Below are 19,622 nucleotides of genomic sequence, written 5' to 3' on the forward strand. Positions count from 1 at the left end.
CTTTTGAGTTTTTGAAAGATGATGGGCTATTTCCTTTACGAGATGAGTCCCCTTTATAGCCACGTGATTCTGAAGAGTCTCGGTTGCCTTTATAGCCACGTGAATCCGATGATTTTCGGTCATCTTTGTAGCGGTTTGAACGGGGACGATCGTCATTTTTATTATAAACTTTCTTTTTAGAATTGTCAGAACTTCTGCCTTTTTTAACAGGTCCTTGTGCATAGAAGCCTTTTCCTTTTTCAAGACCGCCATCTTTCCAAACTTTTTCAGTCGGTTTTTCTTCTAAAGTACGTGTAATTTGTTTGTATGCACGTTCTGAAGGTCCAACTAATAATGTAATCACTTCACCGCTGTTTCCTGCACGACCGGTACGACCTGAACGGTGTGTATATTGTTCAATTGATTGAGGTACGTCTACGTGAATGACATGTGTAACGCCTTCAATATCTAAACCACGTGCAGCTACATCTGTTGCGATTAAAATGCTTGCTTCGCCTTTACGGAATGCTTGCAGTGCTGCTTTACGCTCTTCTTTTTTCATATCAGCATGAAGCGTTACGATCGGCGCTTGGCGATAATGTAATTTTGTTTCTTTCATTAATAATTGATCCAAGTTGTTAACGAATGCTAACCCGCGCATTCCTTCTTGATTAGATAAGCGACGTAACATTTCCGTTTTATCACGTTCTTGCATTTTCACGAATGAATGCTCAACTGTTGCTTGTTGTGGCATGTCTTCTAAATACACTTTGAAATGTTTCGGTTCTTTTAATAAGCGTTGTGCTACTTTTTTAATTTCGTCTGTAATCGTTGCTGAAACGATTACGACTTGACGGTCATGATTAGCGCCTTCAATGAAATGTTTCACGATTTCACGAGAATCACGACCTAATAATTGATCCCCTTCATCTAAAACGATGTAATGTAATTCGTGTAATTTTAATTTCTTCGCTTTCACTAACTCATTTAAGCGACCTGGTGTCCCAACGGCAATCGTCGGTTTTTTCTTTAATTTTTCGATTTGGCGTTGCGTATTCGCGCCACCAATCAATGGTACGACTGTCATATCTGTACCAGCTATCCAGCTACGGATTACTTCTGTAATTTGCATACATAGCTCTTGAGATGGAGCGACGATTAATGCTTGTGTATGCTTTTCTGAGCCATTTACACGTTCTAGTAATGGTAGTAAGTAAGCTAATGTTTTCCCTGTACCTGTTGGAGATTCTGCTACGACATCTTCTCCGTTTAACATAGCCGGAATCATTTGAGCTTGAATCGGCGTCTCCTGGGCAAATTTCCATTTTTGTTGTAGTTGTTCGTTTAATAATTCAATTGCTGACATAATTGTCTCCTTTATTGTGCATCGTTCTATTTGAAACACTTCTTTCTATTATACAAAAAAAGAGAGCGTCTAAAAAGTTATTTCAGACACCCTCTTTTTTCTCGGTCATAAAAAGCTTATTTTAGCGCATATTGTCGTTGCGCATGTTTTAATTCTTGTGTTAATTTTTTTTGCAGTTCTGGCACGGTTACTTGATAAAGTTGCTTACCGTTTACTTTAAAAATACCGAGTTGTAATAAATAATCGACGATGCGATTTTTTTCTGATTCTTCTATTTTAGTCGTTTTTTCTTCATCATAAAGACTCCTTAAATAATAGCGATACAGTTTATTTACATAGCTGTAGGTCTTTGCGCAATTACTAGTTGAACATTTTGTTCTACTAATAAGACGTGCCTACTAAAATTATTGTTCCCCAGTTCTTTACATTTTAATCCTCATCTAAAATTTTCAGAATAGAAAAATACGTTCAAAGTTTGTTACATCTTTAAACGTATTTATCGCCACCGTATTTATTTTTCGTACGGTTGTTTACGCGAAATAATCTCGTCACGTAAAATGTGTAACTTCTCAATAACGTCACGTGATTGCTCTTCTAAATCAGCTAATAAAATTTCCGCGCCGTGCGAATTTCCTTCATAGTATGTACGAACAGCGAGTTTCGCCACTTCATGCACATTTTTGAATGGTTTTTCGAGTTGTACGAATACAGGATGCTTCCCTAAAATGTCTTTCCCTTGCCCGTAATACCATTCCCCTAGACGCGTATCTTTCGGAGACTCGATTTCTTTTTCTGTCATATGCTCGAAGCCTAATAATAAATTATAAATACGCCATCTCCACAATAAGTGATCGGTAATTGCCAATTCGATAATATCTTCTTGGCTGATAATAAAGTTTTTAGAAATCGTATCTGTTCGGTAATGATTGATTTTTTTACTTAATTCATAAATTGCTGCACCCGTATTATTGACGATTTCTTTACTTTGCTCCGTACTTTTTGCGATTTCACGGTTATTCGCTGTAATTTCTGTTGCTGCTTGCGTTTGTTGTTCCGTCGTTGCCGCAATCGTTTCAAAACTTGCCCCTTGTTGTTGCAACGTCTGATTCAAGTCAACGAGTGCCGTCGTAATATTCGCTGAGTCACCAACCGTTTGATGTAGCTCTGCAGCTGCTTTTTTCGTTAGGCTATTAATATTCGTCGTAATCGATAATAGTTTCGTAATGTCTTCTTGAATTTTTTGAATCGATTGCTTCGTATTATCTGCTAACTTACGCACTTCTTCTGCAACGACCGCAAATCCTTTACCTGCTTCTCCTGCACGAGCTGCTTCAATTGAAGCATTTAATGCAAGTAAATTCGTTTGTTCGGCTATGTCTTGAATGAAGCGCATTAATTCATTAACAGATTGCACGCGCTCGACTAATTCGCCTACTTGTTGTTGTACTTTCACTTGTTCTTGATCGGTCGTATGTAGGGAGTCTGTGATGTTTTGTAGTGATGTAATGTCTTCGTTTAGTTTTTTCAAAGACGTTTGCGTTTCTTTTGAAATATCACCAACTGAATTTGATACTTCATCGATGGATGCTTCTAATTCATCCATTGATGAATTCGCTGACAATACAGCTTGTTGTTGCGCTTCTTGGAACTGAATTAAATTTTTAATTTGGTCAAGTTGCGTATTGTATTGAATAATTTCACCGAGTCCATTGACGATCGAACCTGCTTGAATTTCGATATACGTTTCAATGATGATTTGTTGGTCGATTGTAATTAAACTATCGTAAGACAATAATACGTCCATCATCTTCTCGCGATTTTTGCCATATTTTTCAACAATCAATGGAATAATCAATTGATTTAATAACGTATAAGCTGAAATCATCCAGTTCGGTAACACACCAATTTTCGCATGTGTATAGGCAATTTTACGACGTTTAAATACGTAATCAAGCGACAATTCTTCCTCAAATAAGCTACGGAAATGGGTATCAAATACTTTCTTCAAATGATCGATTGATGAATGTTCCGTAATAATTTGGCTAAATTGATCAATCGACATTAAGTGTGCATAAAATTGATCGAGCAGTTGTACATGATTAGCAATGTACAATTCAAGTAATTCATTCACGTACTCTCTTCTCACTTGATTAAATCCTAAAAAGTCTAGCTTCCCCTGAAAACGTTCGCTCACTTTAATGTCAGACTCTGTTACTTCATTAAAATAACCGTACTTCTCTTTCGCACTCGCTTTTACTTTAAAAAACATTTATTTGCCTCCCTTTTATATCCTGTTATAGACATTTTATACTATACGAAGTGAATTTTATGTGACGATTGCATGACTTTTTACAAAAAATTAGAAATTTTTCATACGTATACTCTTAAAAAATTGCATAAAAAAACTCAAAATCAATAATGATTTTGAGCGTTAATCTTTATTACCTACGAATGGCTATTTACGGTAACGTATTGTTAAACCATTTAAGAATTTACGTGCGAATTTATCGCCACATTCTTTATAGTTACGATGGCTAGCGTTACGCAAAATCGCACCTAGCTCTCCTTTAGAAACATTAATACCGCCATCATAAAAAACGTCTAATACATCTTCTGTCGTTAACTGAAGCGCAATTTTTACTTTTTTAATGAGCATATTATTAATTGGTTCCAACTTCGTAACAACCTTTTCTTGCCCTGGTTTCTTTTGTTGTGGTCCACGTTTTGTCGTAATCAATCCGTTTAAAAACGCATCGAACATTTTATTATTACACGTTTTGTAGTTTTCTGGTTTCGGCTCATCTTCCACTACTTTTTGAAGCATGTTAGATACGTCTAAAGCCGTTACATCTACTCCACCTAATTTAAACATTTTAGCCATGTCTGCATTTTTAATATTCAATGCATAACGTAGGCGAATTAATAAGTCATTTGCTGTCATCGTATTCTCCTTTTAAGTTCGAAATTCTATACGTTCGGTCATTATTTATATTTATAAGACATTTCATTTTACCATTGAATAGATGATATAGCGAATTGTATGAACGTGACAAAACGAATCACATCGACTGTATGTTTTATGAATAAACGAGTTCACCTTTGTAATCAATTTGTTCTAAAGCATTTAAAATTTGTGTCTTCGCAATATTTGATTTTGGCATCATAATAATCAATTTACTAAAATTTAATGAAATATAATACGTAATTGCCGTTACGAGTTCCGGTTCTGTCGCCGAAGGAAGTGGCGACTGCTCTCTTGCATCTACAATTAACGTATACGTTTCGTGATCTACTTTATCTGTTGTTTCTTTCACTGCTTCAAAATAGGATTCAACAAGCTGTTTTCTTATAAAGCCGATAATTTGAACGTGAACTTGTTTTTTATCTTCATAAATAGATGTTTTGAATTTCAATGTATCTACTAATAACATCGTTCAATCGTTCCCTTCTATTAATGTTTGAATAGTTTTATTAAATTTGAATAATTATACTTTATTATTCATTAGTATAGGTAATTCGTCGATTTTTGTCGACTTTTTATCCAAAAACACCTAATCTTTTTTCATACTAACAGCTTTAATTCCCTATTTTCAAGCATTTACACTAAAAAAATCTCCATCATACATATAAATCATGCATTTAAATGTATGTTTTTAGTTGCATTTTGAATGATTCTTGTTGTAAATCCGCCTAACTCATTTTCCCTAACAATTTTTCAAGTTCGTACGTCGTAAAACAATTCGTACGTGCGAATTTACGAAATGCATAATAATCACTCGTCCCCCTACCTAAAATGAAAATTTGTTGAATTTGAAACGTTTCTATAATTTTTTTAATTTCGTCCATAGACGTTTCTTTTCGAACGATTAACGGACAAATTTCTTCTGATTGCAACATTCCTTCGAACAAAGAAACTAATAGTGGCGATATTTTCCGTTCATCGACGACGAGTAATACCATTTCTGATTTTTGACTAATTTGTGCGAGTTGGCGCGTCGTTTCACCTAATAAGTCACTAAAAATTTTAGCAATTGTCCGTTGTCTCGTTTCTGTCATCAAATTATGCCGCTCGCTTCACAGTACAATTACGTTCGTAGCTTTTTAGATCACCCTGCGATTTTCAGCGTCATCAATCACTACGTAGAAACGAATCCGTACAAAGTAGACGATGAAGATGTGATTTTACAACATATGCAAAAACTGCAAAAAGCACACGTCGCAGAAGCAACGAGTACGTGGTTACTACCGAACTTAACGCAGCGTGAAAAAGAGATTTACAAACTGATTTTAGAAGGTGCGACGAATAAAGAAATCGCGAAATCTCTCTTCTTATCAGAAGGAACGGTGCGCGTATACATTTCCGCACTGTATCAAAAAATAGAAGTACGTTCACGGGCGCAAGCAATAAAAAAAGCCGAAGCGTACAAAGAATTACTCCAACAATAAAAAATCGAGACTAGGACAAAACGCTAGTCAATAAGAAAAGACATTCACGATTTGAATAAGATGGAACTGACCTAAAAATTTGAGAAAACATAAAAAGAAAAAGACACTTTCAAAAGTATCAAATCTTTGGAAGTGTTTTTTGATGGAAAAAAATATTCATACGAAACAAAAATGAAAGTGATAAAGAGGAAATGATGAACGTATGTGGAATTAAAAATGACAGTCAGCTTTATCAATGGGTGAAGTCGTATGAAAACAGGGAGTTACATCGTTTACAACAACTACTCGGTAAACAAGATCGGATCGGAAAAGGATTGTTTGAAGAAAAATTAATTGAAACGTTCCATGCCATGCCTAACGTGCGAAACGTTTGATTTTGAATAGCTTTTGAGAATAACAAATGACGTTGTTGTTCAAACCGTTCAAGCATATATCAACTACTGTACGAATACTTAGATTTTAGCAAAGTTAAATTACCTTTCTCCAGTACAATACCGAAAAAAGATAATTCAATAAAAATTTGACGGCGACTCCTATGGGAAAAGCATGAGCAGAAGACCCCAGCAGTGAGCTTGCGAGCGAGGAGGCTTCTGCCATGCCCCAGGAAAGCGTCCGTCAAATTCGACTTAAAAGAAGCGTCTTTTTCACTGTCTCACTTTCGTTGGTCAGTTCCGATTGTGAATGTCTTTTTTGTCTGTTGTTCTTCGTTTCGACCGAAGCTGATATACTTTTATAAAATTCTTTATAGAAAAAAAGACAATCCTAATTTGTGCATAAAAATAGAGGAGGGAATATCGAATTCGATATTCCCTCCTCTATTTCTTATTTAATCTCGTATATTTAGAGCGATTTTAATGTGTGCAAGATGGTGTTCCTCGTGCCAAGCAAGCTTCGCTAGTTTTTTACCGACTGTCACTTTGCCGTCCGTCGCATGAATAAATCCACGTGTGAAATCAGACGTTTCAAGCGTCTCGCCAAGTGCGACAATGCGCTCATTCAATCCTTCTAATAGACGAATTGAACTTTCTACAGGCAGCTTCATATCTGGAAGTAATGCCCACTCATCTTGATCAAATGCAGGTACTGTCGGCCAATCATCCGTCAATGCAAGCTTCAATCGTTGATACATATTTAACTGTGAATCTGCAATATGGTGAACGAGCTGTCGCACGCTCCATGCCCCTTCACGATACGTCTTCTCTAGTTCTTCACCAGACAATCCATCTACAACTTTTCGCAATCGAAACGCATATGTACGCGTTTGTTCGAGCCAACCTTCTACATCTTTTTTCGTTACAACGTCCGGTACTCGTAATTCTCCAATCGGAAATTTCACATCCATGATTGATCCCTCATTTCAGTCAGTTTACGATTGTTATACCCTTATTCAAAGAAAAATAGACGACCTACTCATGCTACTACGAGTAAGTCGTCTGTTTAGAAATATATTATACTAACTCCAACCAAGCGACTGCTTCACAGTGTGCTGTGTGTGGGAACATATCGACAGGTTGTACTTCTTTCGTTTTGTAACCACCGTCTTCTAATACGCGTAAGTCACGCGCAAGTGTTGCCGGGTTACAAGAGACGTACACGATGCGTTTCGGACGTTCTGAAAGAATCGTTTCGAGTAATGCATTGTCGCAACCTTTACGTGGTGGATCGACCATTAGTACGTCTGCTTCTTTGCCTTCTTTGAACCAGCGTGGAATGACTTCTTCTGCTGGACCCGCTTCGAAATACGTGTTCGTGAAGCCGTTTAATGTCGCATTGCGCTTCGCATCTTCAATCGCTTGAGGCACAATTTCGACGCCCATAACGTGCTTCGCATTTTTCGCTAAGAATAATGAAATCGTACCGATTCCACAATACGCATCGATAACTGTTTCATTTCCTGTTAGTGCTGCATAATCAAGTGCTTGTTTGTACAGTACTTCCGTTTGGATTGGGTTCACTTGGTAGAAAGAACGTGCTGAAATTTCAAATCGAACGTCGCCGATATGATCTTCAATTGTCGTTTCTCCCCATAAGTTCACCGTTTCATTCCCGAAAATAACGTTCGTATTGTCTGGATTCACGTTTTGCATAATTGATTTCACATTCGGAATCAATTGGCGAATCGTATCAACAACGGCATCTTTTTGTGGGAATTTACGTTTTTTCGTCACTAATACGACCATTACTTCATTCGTTGCGCGTGCTTTACGAACGACGACGTGGCGCAATTGACCGCGTTTCGTATATTCATCATATGGTTGTAAGCCAAGTGCCCATAACTTCGGTTTTAAGCCTGATAAAATAGCATCTGCTTCATCTGTTTGGATTAAACAACGTTCCGTATCAACGATTGCATGTGATTTCGTTTTGTAGAAACCTGCGATCGGTACTTCACCGTTCATACCGAATGGGATTTGTGCTTTATTACGATAATTCCAAGGCTCTTCCATCCCTTTTGTCGGGTGCACTGTTACGTCTAATTTACCGATTCGTTGCATCACATCTTGGACCATTTTTTGTTTCCAAGCAAGTTGACCTTCGTAAGATAAATGTTGTAATTGGCATCCGCCGCAAGAGTTGAATACAGGGCAAGGTGGTTCTACGCGATGCGGAGACGCTTCTTCAATCTCTACAATTTTCGCAAAGCCGTAATTTTTAAGTGGTTTTAAAACGTGTACTGTACATGTTTCGCCAGGTAATGCGCCTTGGATGAATAATGGGTATCCATCGACTTTCGCTACGCCTGCGCCATCATGTGTTAAATCTTCTATATAAACAGAAAGCTGATCATTCTTTTTCACTGGTGCTGTCATTCAATTTGTTCCTCCATTTCAATTTCTCTATTGTATCACGAAATGTGCACAAAATAACCCTATGCGTTTCAACATAGGGTTTAAGATTATAAGTTTGCGTTAATACGATCTTGTTCACGAATATCATCAATCGGTACGAATAATTCGATATGACGTTTTAAGTTTTTAAATACAGAAGGTGCATCGCCGCCGTACTCACCATCTAAGTTAATGAGTACGCGGTCATCTGAAGTTACTTTCACTTCGTCAGCTTTCGTATAAATGATGTGTGGGTCTTTTAAATGATCTCCACGAATAGCAAGCGTCACTAAACGAACGAATTCTGCAACATTACATTTTTTCAAGATAAAGACGGTGAATTTACCATCGTTAATGCTTGCGTCTGGTGCGAGTTTTTCAAAGCCGCCGACAGAGTTCGATAAGCCGATTAAAAACATCATCGCTTCATCGTCGAACACTTCGCCGTCATATTCAATACGCATTTTCGTTGCTTTAACAGATGGCAACATTTCAATTCCTTTTAAATAATAAGCGAGTTGCCCAAGCATCGTTTTCAGTTTGCTTGGCACTTCATATGTTAATTCGGTAATACGTCCGCCCGCTGCGATATTAATAAAATAACGATCATTCGAAAGACCGACATCGACAGGAATTGAATCTCCTTTAATAATAATATCAACAGCCGCATAAATATCACGAGGAATTTTCACGGCACGTGCAAAGTCATTCGTCGTCCCCATTGGAATTAATCCTAATTTCGGACGTTTTTCAAACTCACTTACACCGGCGACAACTTCATTCAACGTTCCGTCACCACCGACGGCAATAATAATATCGAAACCACGTTCGACTGCCATTTTTGCAGCTACCGTTGCATCGCCTGCACATGTTGTTGCATGGCATGACGTTTCATAACCTGCAACTTCAAGTTTTGCTAGTACTTCAGGTAAGTGCTTTTTAAAAAGTTCTCTCCCCGAAGTAGGGTTATAAATGATGCGTGCTCTTTTCATAACTCAACCTTCTTACTGTTTAAAATTTCTATCTTCATCTAATGGCTCATGAAAATAGGCTGCCTCACACGAAGAGTCAGCCCGACTATTTAACAACTCTATTATTCTATACTGAACACGTGACATTCTGCAAATAAATGAATTATTTCATTAATTGCTCAAACGTTTGACGAATGTCTTCGTAGACGTATTGCCAAAATTGATCGTTCGATGCGTATTCTTCCGTAATCCCTACGAATAACTCCGTCTGCTTCGTACCGAAATCAGACGAATCTTTCGGCGGTAAAGTTGCACGTTTGTCCATGACATATTGTTGAACTTCGGGTGCGCGTGGCCCCCATTTGCCAACAACATCGCCCTCCGCATTTAAAATTAAATAAACAGGAATTGCACGTCCACCATTCGTTAAATGCGCGTCAATTAATTCTAAATTTTGATCGCGTAATACACAGCGCACGTCCAAATCCGTCGCCTCTGCAACTTTTCGTAAAATGGCATTGTTCATCATTGCATCCCCGCACCAGTCTTCTGTAATAACGAGTACGTGTAAATTAGCTTCTTTTAGCGCGGTAAAGAACGCTTCATCTTCCGGTAAATTAAATCCGTTGTATACGCGGAAACTATCATCTTTTAGCCTCGACATTTTTTCCATATATTCCGAAAGAATCGTTCCTTGCTCAAAATATTGTTGCTCTGTCGCCATATAAATCCCTCCTTATTTACTTTTGTTTTAGTATATCAAATTTTGACAATTGTATCATATGCCGTATACATACAGCGCTTTATTTTATAAAATAAAGAAATATGAAAGGATGACTTTTTTGAAAAGAACGACGATTTTATTAAAAAGCTATAACTTTTTATTTTTCGGGTTATTAGCTATCTTTATCCCTTTTTTACCTATTTATTTTCAATCAGTTGGATTAGCAACGAAAGAAATCGGCCTCATTATTGCCCTCGGTGGTATCGTGACGGTCATCGCGCAACCGCTTTGGGGAATGATTAGCGATCGCTTAAAAACTGTCCGTAAAATCATTTTAATCCTCGTAGCGAGTACCGCAATTTGTGGTTTTTTCTTATATCAAATTGATAGCTTCTTACTCATCGTCTTATTGTCGATGTTCGTTTACTTCTTTTTGATGCCACTCGATCCATTAACAGAGTCACTCACGTTTACAACGACGGAGGCGCAAGGTATTAGTTACGGTTCTGTCCGCACGTACGGCTCACTCGGCTATGCCATTCTCTCTTTAGCTATCGGCTACATTACCGATTGGTTCGGCATGGGGGCAATCGGTGTTTGCTTTGCGATTCTCGGCATTATTTGCTTCGCTATCGTCTGGAAAATTCCAGAAGTACCCACTTCTACAGCACCTGTCACTGTGGATAGCTTGAAACAAGTACTGAAAAATAAAGAGATGATTTTATTTTTAGTTCTTATTTTTATTAGCTCTATCCCTGCTCGTATGAACGATAACTATTTAGGTATTCACATTACATCACTTGGTGGCGAAAACAACCTCGTCGGCATCGCATTCTTTATTTCCGGTGCGAGTGAGATTGTCGTCTTTGCGCTAAGTTATTTATGGCTGAAAAAAGGCAAAGAACTGCAGTTAATTACATTTGCGATTTTCTGTTACGCACTACGCTTTTTCCTTACAGGCTTTATCGACAACCCAAAAATGATTGTCATTATTCAAGTACTTCAAATGTTAACATTCCCTGTTTATTACACAGCTGCCATTCAATATTTATATCGTATTATGCCACGCGAATGGCGCGCAACTGGGCAAACGGTACTCGCTTTACTATTTTTCGGTATATCCGGTATTATTTCATCATACATCGGTGGGCTCATGTACGATGATTTTGGCGGCGATGTTTTCTACTATGCCATCGCCATTACATCACTCGTTGCTGCATTGTACGGAACGTTTTTATTAATTCGGAATGCCCGTAAAGCTATTTAACCATATAAAAAAGAGGAAGCCTTATTAACAAGGCTTCCTCTTTTATTTTAGACGCATTTGGATGGTAAAATTCCGGCCATCGAGTATTAAAAGTACAATCGACATAAAGGGTTCGAATCTTATAGCCGATTGCTTATCGTAAACGTATTTCTTCTTTGTAGCGTTCAACACTTCAAGGAATACTAGCTAATTTCACCGTCGTCCTGACGGCAACGCTTGTCGACTACTCGTCCTGAGTAGTCTATCCGGTTTCACACACTAACACTTCGGGTCATTTCTTTCCTTCCAACGTGACGAAAAACGTCACTTGTCAGGAAATCAAAATGCCCTTCAGTGCTGAAAGAGTGTGTTCAACACTTAATTATCGTTTTTGGATTTCTTCTAATAAAATTTTATTAACCATTTGTGGGTTGGCTTTACCGCGAGTAGCTTTCATAATTTGACCAACTAAGAAGCCAATCGCACGGTCTTTACCGTTTTTGAAGTCGATGATTGATTGTTCGTTGTTATCAAGGATTTCAGTAATCATTGGTACAAGTGCACCTGCATCAGAGATTTGAACTAACCCTTTTTCTTCAACGATTTTCTTCGCATCGCCACCATTTTGAATTAATTCTTTAAATACTTTCTTCGCAATTTTAGAAGAAATCGTACCGTCAGAAATTAATTTGATCATGCTCGCAAGACCTTCTGGTGTTAAAGCTGTATCATGTAATTCTTGTTGTTCAGCGTTTAAGTGCGCGCTAACTTCACCCATTAACCAGTTTGAAGCAAGTTTTGCATCTGCGCCTGCTGCAACAGTACCTTCAAAGAAATCAGCCATTTCTTTAGAAAGCGTTAAAACCCCTGCATCATATGCTGGCAAGCCCATTTCTGCTACATAACGTGCTTTACGAGCATCTGGTAATTCAGGAATCATTGCTTTTTCATGTTCTAACCATTCGTCATCGATTACGATGTCTACTAAGTCAGGTTCTGGGAAGTAACGGTAATCGTCTGTACCTTCTTTGACACGCATAAGAATTGTTTTACCTGTTTTCTCATCGAAACGACGAGTTTCTTGCTTGATTTCGCCACCAGCGTTTAATACAGCTGCTTGACGTTGTGCTTCATACTCAATACCTTTACGAACAAAGTTGAATGAGTTTAAGTTTTTAAGTTCTGTACGTGTACCGAATTCATCTTGACCGTAAGGACGAACTGAGATGTTGGCATCACAACGTAATGAACCTTCTTCCATACGTACGTCTGAAACGCCTGTGTATTGGATGATGGCTTTTAGTTTTTCAAGGTATGCATAAGCTTCTTCCGGTGTACGGATGTCTGGCTCAGATACGATTTCAACTAAAGGTGTACCTTGACGGTTGTAATCGACAAGTGATGAGTTCGCACCATGTGTTAATTTACCCGCATCTTCTTCCATGTGGATACGTGTAATACCGATACGTTTTTTAACGCCGTCAACTTCGATTTCTAACCAGCCGTTTTCACCGATTGGTTTATCAAATTGTGAAATTTGGTAAGCTTTCGGATTATCAGGGTAGAAATAGTTTTTACGGTCAAATTTTGTATGTTGGTTAATTTGCATGTTAAGTGCAAGTGCCGCACGCATACCGTAGTTTACTACTTCTTTATTGACTACTGGTAACACACCTGGATACCCTAAGTCGATTACAGATGTGTTTGTATTTGGTTCAGAGCCGAATTGGTTAGGTGATGGAGAGAAAATTTTAGAGTTCGTTTTTAACTCAACGTGCACTTCTAAACCAACGACTGTTTCGTAATTCGTTGAAGCCATGTTATTTGACCTCCCAAGTTTGAGGTTTTGCGTTATGGAAATCTGTAGCTTTTTCAAACGCATCTGCTACGCGGTAAATTGTGCCTTCTTCGAAGTATTTACCGATAATTTGTAAACCAACAGGCATTTCGTTATCAAAACCACATGGAATTGAAATCGCAGGAACACCAGCTAAGTTAATTGGAACAGTTAAAATATCATTTGCATAAACAGTCATTGGATCGTCTAAGTTTTCACCAAGTTTGAATGCAGTTGTTGGTGTTGTTGGTCCAACGATTACATCGTACTCTTCGAATACTTTATCGAAATCTTGTTTAATTAATGTACGTACTTGTTGTGCTTTTTTGTAATAAGCATCATACGTACCTGCTGATAGTGAATACGTACCAAGCATGATACGACGTTTTACTTCATCCCCGAAACCTTGCGCACGAGTTTGTAAGTATAAGTCTTCTAAGTTATCTGCCTCTGCACGGAAGCCATAACGGATACCGTCGAAACGAGAAAGATTAGAAGATGCTTCTGAAGAAGAAATAATATAGTATGCAGCTAATGCATATTTAGAGTGTGGTAATGACACTTCATCTACCGTTGCGCCAAGTTCTTTTAATTTTTCAATTGCAGCAAGAACTTGTGCTTTTACGCCTTCAGAAACACCTTCTGCTAAGTATTCTTTAGGAACAGCCACTTTAAGTCCTTTAATGTCGCCAGTTAATTGGTCTACATAGCTAGGAACTTCTACGTTTGCTGAAGTAGAATCATGTTCGTCAACGCCAGCGATTGCTTCAAGTAATAAAGCGTTGTCGCGTACGTTGCGTGTAATTGGTCCGATTTGGTCTAAAGATGATGCAAACGCTACTAAACCGTAACGAGATACACGACCGTACGTTGGTTTCATACCGACTACACCACAGAAAGCTGCTGGTTGACGGATTGAACCACCTGTATCAGAACCTAAAGTGAATGGTACTTCTCCTGCTGATACTGCTGCTGCAGAACCACCTGAAGAACCACCAGGAGCACGGTCAAAGTCCCAAGGGTTATGAACTTTTTTGATTGCTGAGTTTTCATTGGCAGAACCCATTGCGAATTCATCCATGTTTACTTTACCTATAGTAACCATGCCTGCTTTACGTAATTTTTCTACTACAGTCGCGCTGTAGATTGGGTTGAAGCCTTCTAAAATTTTAGAAGCACATGTTGTTTCAATGCCTTCTGTAACGATATTATCTTTCACACCGATTGGTAAACCGAATAATGGTCCACGTTCTTCGAATGGTACTTGATCTTTTGCAGCAGCTTCTTCCATTGCTGCTTCTTTATTTAAAGCTAAAAAATGCGCCAATTTCGCCGTCTAAAGCGTCAATGCGTGCATAAGCTTCTGTTGTTAAATCAGCAATTGTCATCTCTTTATTTTTAAGAGCTTCTTGTAATTGTGCTGATGTTTTATCAAACAATGACATCATTGTCCCTCCTTATAAAAATTATTGAGCGATGATTGGTGGTACTTTTACTAAACCGTCTTGATGTTCTTTAACATTTTTCATCACTACATCGCGATCTAAACCTTTTACTGGAATATCTTCACGGAATACGTTATGAACAGGTAAAACGTGTGTAGTTGGTTCTACATTTGTCGTATCAAGTTCTTGTAATTCGTTCGCAAAGTCAGTAATCGCATCTAATTGAGTCGCGAATTTTTCCGCTTCTTCGTCGGTAATTGCAAGTCGTGCTAATTTAGCAACGTGCTTTACTTCTTCTACTGAAAGTTTTGCCATTTTTTACACCTCCAAATTCGATAACCATACCGATAATAATATCATTTCTATCATATAGTAGGCAAGGTGCTTTTGTGTAGTAAAGTGCCTCCCACGTCTTGAAAATAAAGGGATTTATAAAAGTTTTTAGTTTGTTCACATATTAAAAAAACCGATGATTCTTCCTCACCGGTTCGCTACAAAAGTTTATTTTCATACGTGCTTTTCTTTTTTATTCGTTAAAATCCATTTCGATGTTAAATACGTAAATGGAATCGGTAAAAACATCGAAATAATAGGTGCCCATTCTTTACTCATATGTAGCCAGTCTACGATCACATACAATGAACCCGTTGAAATGACAAAGTTTACAACATTCGTTAACGGAAATGCCAAAAACTTTTTCCACGTCGGTTTCGTGCGATACGTAAAATAACAATTCAAGAAGAAAGAGCCGACCATACTAATTAAAAATGCTATCACATGGCTTGCAACGTATGGAATCGCTAAAAAAATAAAACTTAAATAAAACAAATAATAGACTGCTGTATTGATGACTCCGACAACAGCAAATCGAATAAAGGAATTATTCATGTGTACCTCTCATCTTAATTAAATCATGATCTTGTTTATTCATGGAAGGCTTGCTGACGATATTCGTTTCGCCTACTAAATAAACCGGACGTTTTTTCACTTCAAAGAAAATACGTCCGACATATTCGCCGACGATTCCTATTGAAATTAACTGAATACCTCCGAGTAAAAGAACAGCCGAAATCATACTAAAATACCCCGGCGTTTCCACCCCAGTCAACAAGATGTTCGCAAAAATATAAATAATGTACAGGAGGCTGACGAACGTCACAACGACCCCAGTATAAATAACCGCTCGCAACGGGCGAATGTTAAATGATACAATTCCATCAATTGCGTAGTTCCATAAGTTTTTCAATCCCCATTTACTTTCGCCTTCATCACGTAGTTGATTTTCATACTCAATCGTCGTCGTCTTAAAACCTACCCAAGAAAATAACCCTTTTGAAAAACGATTATTTTCTGGTAAGTCTGCAATCGCATCCATCACTTTACGACTCAGCACGCGAAAATCGCCAATCCCGTCTTCCACTTCCACATCCATAATTTTATTCACGAACTTATAATATCGTTTACTCAGCCACGTACGTACCTTCGCTTCTCCTGTACGTGTTCTTTTCGCAATAACTTGATCGTACCCTTCTTCGTAGCGGTCCATCATTTGCCCTAAAAGTTCAGGAGGATGTTGCAAATCCGCATCTAAAATGGCACAAACATCTCCAGATGCATATTGAATCCCTGCAAACATCGCACTTTCTTTCCCAAAATTCCGACTAAATGAAATAAATTTAAAATGCTCATCCTCTGCTGCCAATTCGTTCAAAATCATTTCAGATTGATCTTTACTACCATCATTCACAAAAATAAATTCATAATTATACCCTTTAGAAGTTGCCAGCTTCTGTGCATTCACTTTCAATGCATCATACATTTTTTGTAAATTTTTTTCTTCGTTGTAGCAAGGTACAATTAACGAAATTTTCACCATTTTACTCATTCCCCCATTACGTGCTCAAACTAGTTTATTTTACGTACAATCTTAATTGTCACGTCTTCATCAATGTCATGGTTCTGTTTGAAAAACTGCGTCATGAAAACTTTTTCACTCGGATTCGGCATCCAATGATATTGCGGATTCGGTATACGTTCTACACGCAACGTTTTACGATTCGGATGCGCTTCTAAGTCCGTCGCAATTTTTTCTAAACGAGCTCGGTCAACGTGCCCATTTTCCGCAATCGGTACGCCGAGTTGTACACCGACTACCAATGTAAGCATCGTCAAAGGAACGAATAATTTTTCGAAGTTGAATGAAGTCGTATGACGATAATAGTCGAGTAATTTCATCCCGAATAAAATGAGGAAAATAACCGATGCAAAAGCACAGCGTGGACCGTACGGCGAAATAAACATGAACGGTAACGACATGAGAATGACGCCTGAAAGTAAATACCAGCTATACGCTTGCGTGCGACGATCTGCAATCGCTAACGGTACGAGGCAAAGTATGATTAAGTACACTAAACTTAAAATACTCATCGTATACGTATGCTCGGCAAAAATTTTATGCATCGATGGTACGCTAGATAACGTAACGACGATGCCATAAGCATAAAAATAAAAAATCGAAACAATTTGAATCACTTGTAGTAGGACGGTTTTTGGTTTCATATGCGACCAAACTAAAATAGCAGCAACCGAAATGAATAAAATAATCCACATATTCGATTCAAAAACGTACCCAGACATTCGATTCGTATAAATGTCGACGACTTTTTCTGTGAAGCTTTGATCTAATAAATTACGGTAATCATCTTTTCCTAATAAAACGTTTAAATACGCTCCATTTGAAAACATGCAAATCGCTCCGGCAATCGATGCAATCAAATACGCTACGTGCTCTTTATATACTTTCTTCAGCTTATATTTTGTTACGATTACTACGAGTATCGCTGTATAAACTGAAAATAATGTTCCATGTTCTACGATTAGCTGTGAGAAAAAGCCAAGTGCCACCATACCGTATACTGTCCATTTATGATAGGTCGGCTCATTTTGTGTAAATACTCTTTTCACAATCGTTAAATATACTAAAATTAAAACGATTGATACGATGTAATTAACAAATCCGGCTGTCCATCCGAATGTTTGTGCGAAAATTTTCGTCGACATCGAAAATACTAAAATAAACGCTAAAAGAAAGACCGATTTCGTCGGTTTTTTCGTTGTCACTTTCGTCATAAAATATAAAAGTCCGAATGTAACAAATGCATGGAATACAATACGTAGCCACTCAGACCTCACTAAAATAATTTCTAAAATATTACTTACGTAACGCCCATTATAATTTGCAAAAAATGTATGAAGTCGATCCATACCTAGCGATGATTGCCAAGTCCAATCATCTCCCGTAAGTGGCGTATTCCACGTAAGCCAACCAAAATAAACGATGATTAGCCCATAAAAAAAATAACGTCCATTTTTTTCAATTTTGTCGGCATATTTCATGCTGTCAATCCACTCTCCTCTAAAATCAGATGCAACGAAATAAAAATAATCTTAACATCAACTTTACATCAAAAGGCATATTTTAAACAATGGTTATTTTACTTTTTTTACAATAAAATACTTTTTAAGTTTCCACAAATGCATAAAGTCACTTTTTATAGTCGAAAATTAACAAAAAAATCCCGAAATCTTATTAGATTTCAGGATAGAAGTAAAGAATATTAAGACATATTAATCATTATAAATATGAACGTACGGTTCAGAAGCACCTGCTTCTTTGACAATCAATGCTTCTGTCGCTTTGGATGATGTCACATTCACTTCAATTTGTAAATCTTTCGGGAATTGCTGTACGACAGCGTTTGCTGTATATTGTGCAAAGCCAATCAACTCCCCTGTTCCGTTAAATTTAATCGGAATATCGATCGTTAATTTTTTAATTTTGCCATCTTTGTAAAAACCACGACCTATAACATTCGTACTATTCGTAAAGTATGAGTTAATATCATCTTTAAATGTACCGAAGTTATCGTTAATTTCGCGATACGTATCGCTCGTGTCATCCGTTGGGAAACGTACATAATTTTCATCTACATTTTCCCAAGAACTTAATTTTGAAGAACCTTCTTTAGCTGTTGAATACGCCATGTACGTTCCTGGAACAATATCTCTATGACTTAATTGCTTGTACAAACCGATTGTAATCGGTACGTTATCTAAACCGTCCATTTTACGTAAACGATTAACTACTTTTTCAGCTATTTTTTTACCATTCTCTAATAATTTTGCATCTGGAATCGCTTCTTCGTAAGTCGCACCGTATTCTTCTTTTTGATAGTAATAAACAGAGTTCATTGCTAAACCGATTGAAATACCACCTAATTTAACTTTTTTGTCACCTGATTTTGTTAAATAATTTTGTTCGATCACGTGTGCTACATAAATAGGTGCTTCTTTTGCACGTTTCGTAGGAGACATGCCTTTATCACTCGGATTCAAGCCTTCATCAGATTGATTACTACGAGCTAACCAGCTTTTAACCGTGTCTTCTGTTAAGTACTGACCTTCTTGGAAATAATATTTATCTGTTGGGAATTGGTTTAACGATAAGCGCATTAAACCAGATTCTGCTTCTTGGATATCGTAACGAGAATATATATTCGAAACGATTAATCCACGTGTTGCACTTTGTTTATAAGGTAACAATGTACGATAATACTGCTCATCTATTTGCATGCTCGGGATTGTTGAAGATTCTTCTGCCCCTTTATTAGCTGTTTTCGTAGTCGTTACTTCTGTATCTTTATTAAAAGATGGTAAGCTACAACCTGCTAATAGAGCCGTCGCAACAATCGCCGGAATCCAGCGAAGACGTCGATTCATA

18 protein-coding genes and 2 pseudogenes are annotated in these 19,622 nt (G+C 37.6%); 3 read left to right on the plus strand and 17 right to left on the minus strand.

The window, feature by feature from the left end; genetic code table 11:
* Nucleotides 1-232: 232 nt before the first annotated feature.
* The 6 genes and pseudogenes from KSHG_RS14295 to KSHG_RS14315 form a co-directional block, all read right to left on the minus strand.
* A pseudogene (locus KSHG_RS14295) lies at nt 233-1,345 on the minus strand (DEAD/DEAH box helicase); the annotation flags it as partial.
* A gap of 116 nt (nt 1,346-1,461) precedes the next feature.
* Entirely contained in the window at nt 1,462-1,731 is a 270-nt protein-coding gene (gene fbpA, locus KSHG_RS19300) for a Fur-regulated basic protein FbpA (protein WP_083844908.1), read from the minus strand.
* Between the two features lie 125 nt (nt 1,732-1,856).
* Entirely contained in the window at nt 1,857-3,614 is a 1,758-nt protein-coding gene (locus KSHG_RS19165; RefSeq protein ID WP_010308506.1) for a protoglobin domain-containing protein, read from the minus strand.
* Between the two features lie 186 nt (nt 3,615-3,800).
* Entirely contained in the window at nt 3,801-4,286 is a 486-nt protein-coding gene (locus KSHG_RS14305; RefSeq protein ID WP_010308512.1) for a YehS family protein, read from the minus strand.
* A gap of 136 nt (nt 4,287-4,422) precedes the next feature.
* Nucleotides 4,423-4,776, minus strand: a complete 354-nt coding sequence (locus KSHG_RS14310; RefSeq protein WP_010308515.1) for a hypothetical protein — start codon at nt 4,774-4,776, stop codon at nt 4,423-4,425.
* A gap of 259 nt (nt 4,777-5,035) precedes the next feature.
* The gene (locus tag KSHG_RS14315) at nt 5,036-5,401 is read right to left on the minus strand and encodes a hypothetical protein (protein WP_010308519.1); all 366 of its coding nucleotides are present in this window, start codon (nt 5,399-5,401) and stop codon (nt 5,036-5,038) included.
* Here KSHG_RS14315 and KSHG_RS17655 point away from each other — a divergent pair.
* Both KSHG_RS17655 and KSHG_RS17130 read left to right on the plus strand, forming a co-directional pair.
* On the plus strand, nt 5,384-5,791 hold the full coding sequence (locus KSHG_RS17655) for a response regulator transcription factor (protein ID WP_026022623.1): 408 nt from the start codon (nt 5,384-5,386) through the stop codon (nt 5,789-5,791). The two genes, KSHG_RS14315 and KSHG_RS17655, sit on opposite strands and share 18 nt — an antisense overlap.
* 191 nt (nt 5,792-5,982) lie before the next feature.
* Entirely contained in the window at nt 5,983-6,165 is a 183-nt protein-coding gene (locus KSHG_RS17130) for a transposase (protein ID WP_147630558.1), read from the plus strand.
* A gap of 452 nt (nt 6,166-6,617) precedes the next feature.
* Here the strand turns inward: KSHG_RS17130 and KSHG_RS14330 are convergent, their stop codons facing one another.
* The 4 genes from KSHG_RS14330 to KSHG_RS14345 all read right to left on the minus strand — a co-directional run bounded on the left by KSHG_RS14330 (nt 6,618) and on the right by KSHG_RS14345 (nt 10,314).
* Nucleotides 6,618-7,133, minus strand: a complete 516-nt coding sequence (locus tag KSHG_RS14330) for a YfiT family bacillithiol transferase (protein WP_010308529.1) — start codon at nt 7,131-7,133, stop codon at nt 6,618-6,620.
* 106 nt (nt 7,134-7,239) lie between these two features.
* Nucleotides 7,240-8,601, minus strand: coding sequence for a 23S rRNA (uracil(1939)-C(5))-methyltransferase RlmD (gene rlmD, locus KSHG_RS14335; protein WP_010308533.1), 1,362 nt, complete (start codon nt 8,599-8,601; stop codon nt 7,240-7,242).
* An 86-nt stretch (nt 8,602-8,687) separates the two neighbouring features.
* Entirely contained in the window at nt 8,688-9,611 is a 924-nt protein-coding gene (locus tag KSHG_RS14340; RefSeq protein WP_010308537.1) for a diacylglycerol kinase, read from the minus strand.
* 142 nt (nt 9,612-9,753) lie between these two features.
* The gene (locus tag KSHG_RS14345; protein WP_010308542.1) at nt 9,754-10,314 is read right to left on the minus strand and encodes a thioredoxin family protein; all 561 of its coding nucleotides are present in this window, start codon (nt 10,312-10,314) and stop codon (nt 9,754-9,756) included.
* Nucleotides 10,315-10,423: 109 nt separating this feature from the next.
* Here KSHG_RS14345 and KSHG_RS14350 point away from each other — a divergent pair, with 109 nt between their 5' ends.
* The gene (locus tag KSHG_RS14350) at nt 10,424-11,581 is read left to right on the plus strand and encodes an MFS transporter (protein ID WP_042232261.1); all 1,158 of its coding nucleotides are present in this window, start codon (nt 10,424-10,426) and stop codon (nt 11,579-11,581) included.
* Between the two features lie 361 nt (nt 11,582-11,942).
* Here the strand turns inward: KSHG_RS14350 and gatB are convergent, their stop codons facing one another.
* The 7 genes and pseudogenes from gatB to KSHG_RS14385 form a co-directional block, all read right to left on the minus strand.
* Complete coding sequence (gatB, locus tag KSHG_RS14355; RefSeq protein WP_010308549.1) at nt 11,943-13,379, minus strand: Asp-tRNA(Asn)/Glu-tRNA(Gln) amidotransferase subunit GatB; 1,437 nt, start codon at nt 13,377-13,379, stop codon at nt 11,943-11,945.
* Between the two features lies 1 nt (nt 13,380).
* Nucleotides 13,381-14,842: pseudogene (gene gatA, locus KSHG_RS17135) on the minus strand (Asp-tRNA(Asn)/Glu-tRNA(Gln) amidotransferase subunit GatA).
* A gap of 21 nt (nt 14,843-14,863) precedes the next feature.
* Nucleotides 14,864-15,157, minus strand: a complete 294-nt coding sequence (gatC, locus tag KSHG_RS14365; protein WP_010308561.1) for an Asp-tRNA(Asn)/Glu-tRNA(Gln) amidotransferase subunit GatC — start codon at nt 15,155-15,157, stop codon at nt 14,864-14,866.
* Nucleotides 15,158-15,349: 192 nt separating this feature from the next.
* Entirely contained in the window at nt 15,350-15,730 is a 381-nt protein-coding gene (locus KSHG_RS14370; protein ID WP_010308565.1) for a GtrA family protein, read from the minus strand.
* Nucleotides 15,723-16,718: a glycosyltransferase family 2 protein gene (locus tag KSHG_RS14375; protein WP_010308567.1), complete on the minus strand. Its 996-nt coding sequence runs from the start codon at nt 16,716-16,718 to the stop codon at nt 15,723-15,725. Before KSHG_RS14375 ends, KSHG_RS14370 begins: the two co-directional genes overlap by 8 nt.
* Before the next feature lie 29 nt (nt 16,719-16,747).
* Nucleotides 16,748-18,238, minus strand: a complete 1,491-nt coding sequence (locus KSHG_RS14380; RefSeq protein ID WP_010308569.1) for a DUF6056 family protein — start codon at nt 18,236-18,238, stop codon at nt 16,748-16,750.
* Nucleotides 18,239-18,469: 231 nt separating this feature from the next.
* Nucleotides 18,470-19,621 (minus strand): CamS family sex pheromone protein, encoded by a 1,152-nt coding sequence (locus KSHG_RS14385; RefSeq protein WP_010308571.1) that lies wholly within the window; start codon nt 19,619-19,621, stop codon nt 18,470-18,472.
* Nucleotide 19,622: the final 1 nt, after the last annotated feature.

The organism is Kurthia senegalensis (assembly GCF_000285595.1).
Lineage (GTDB): Bacteria > Bacillota > Bacilli > Bacillales_A > Planococcaceae > Kurthia > Kurthia senegalensis.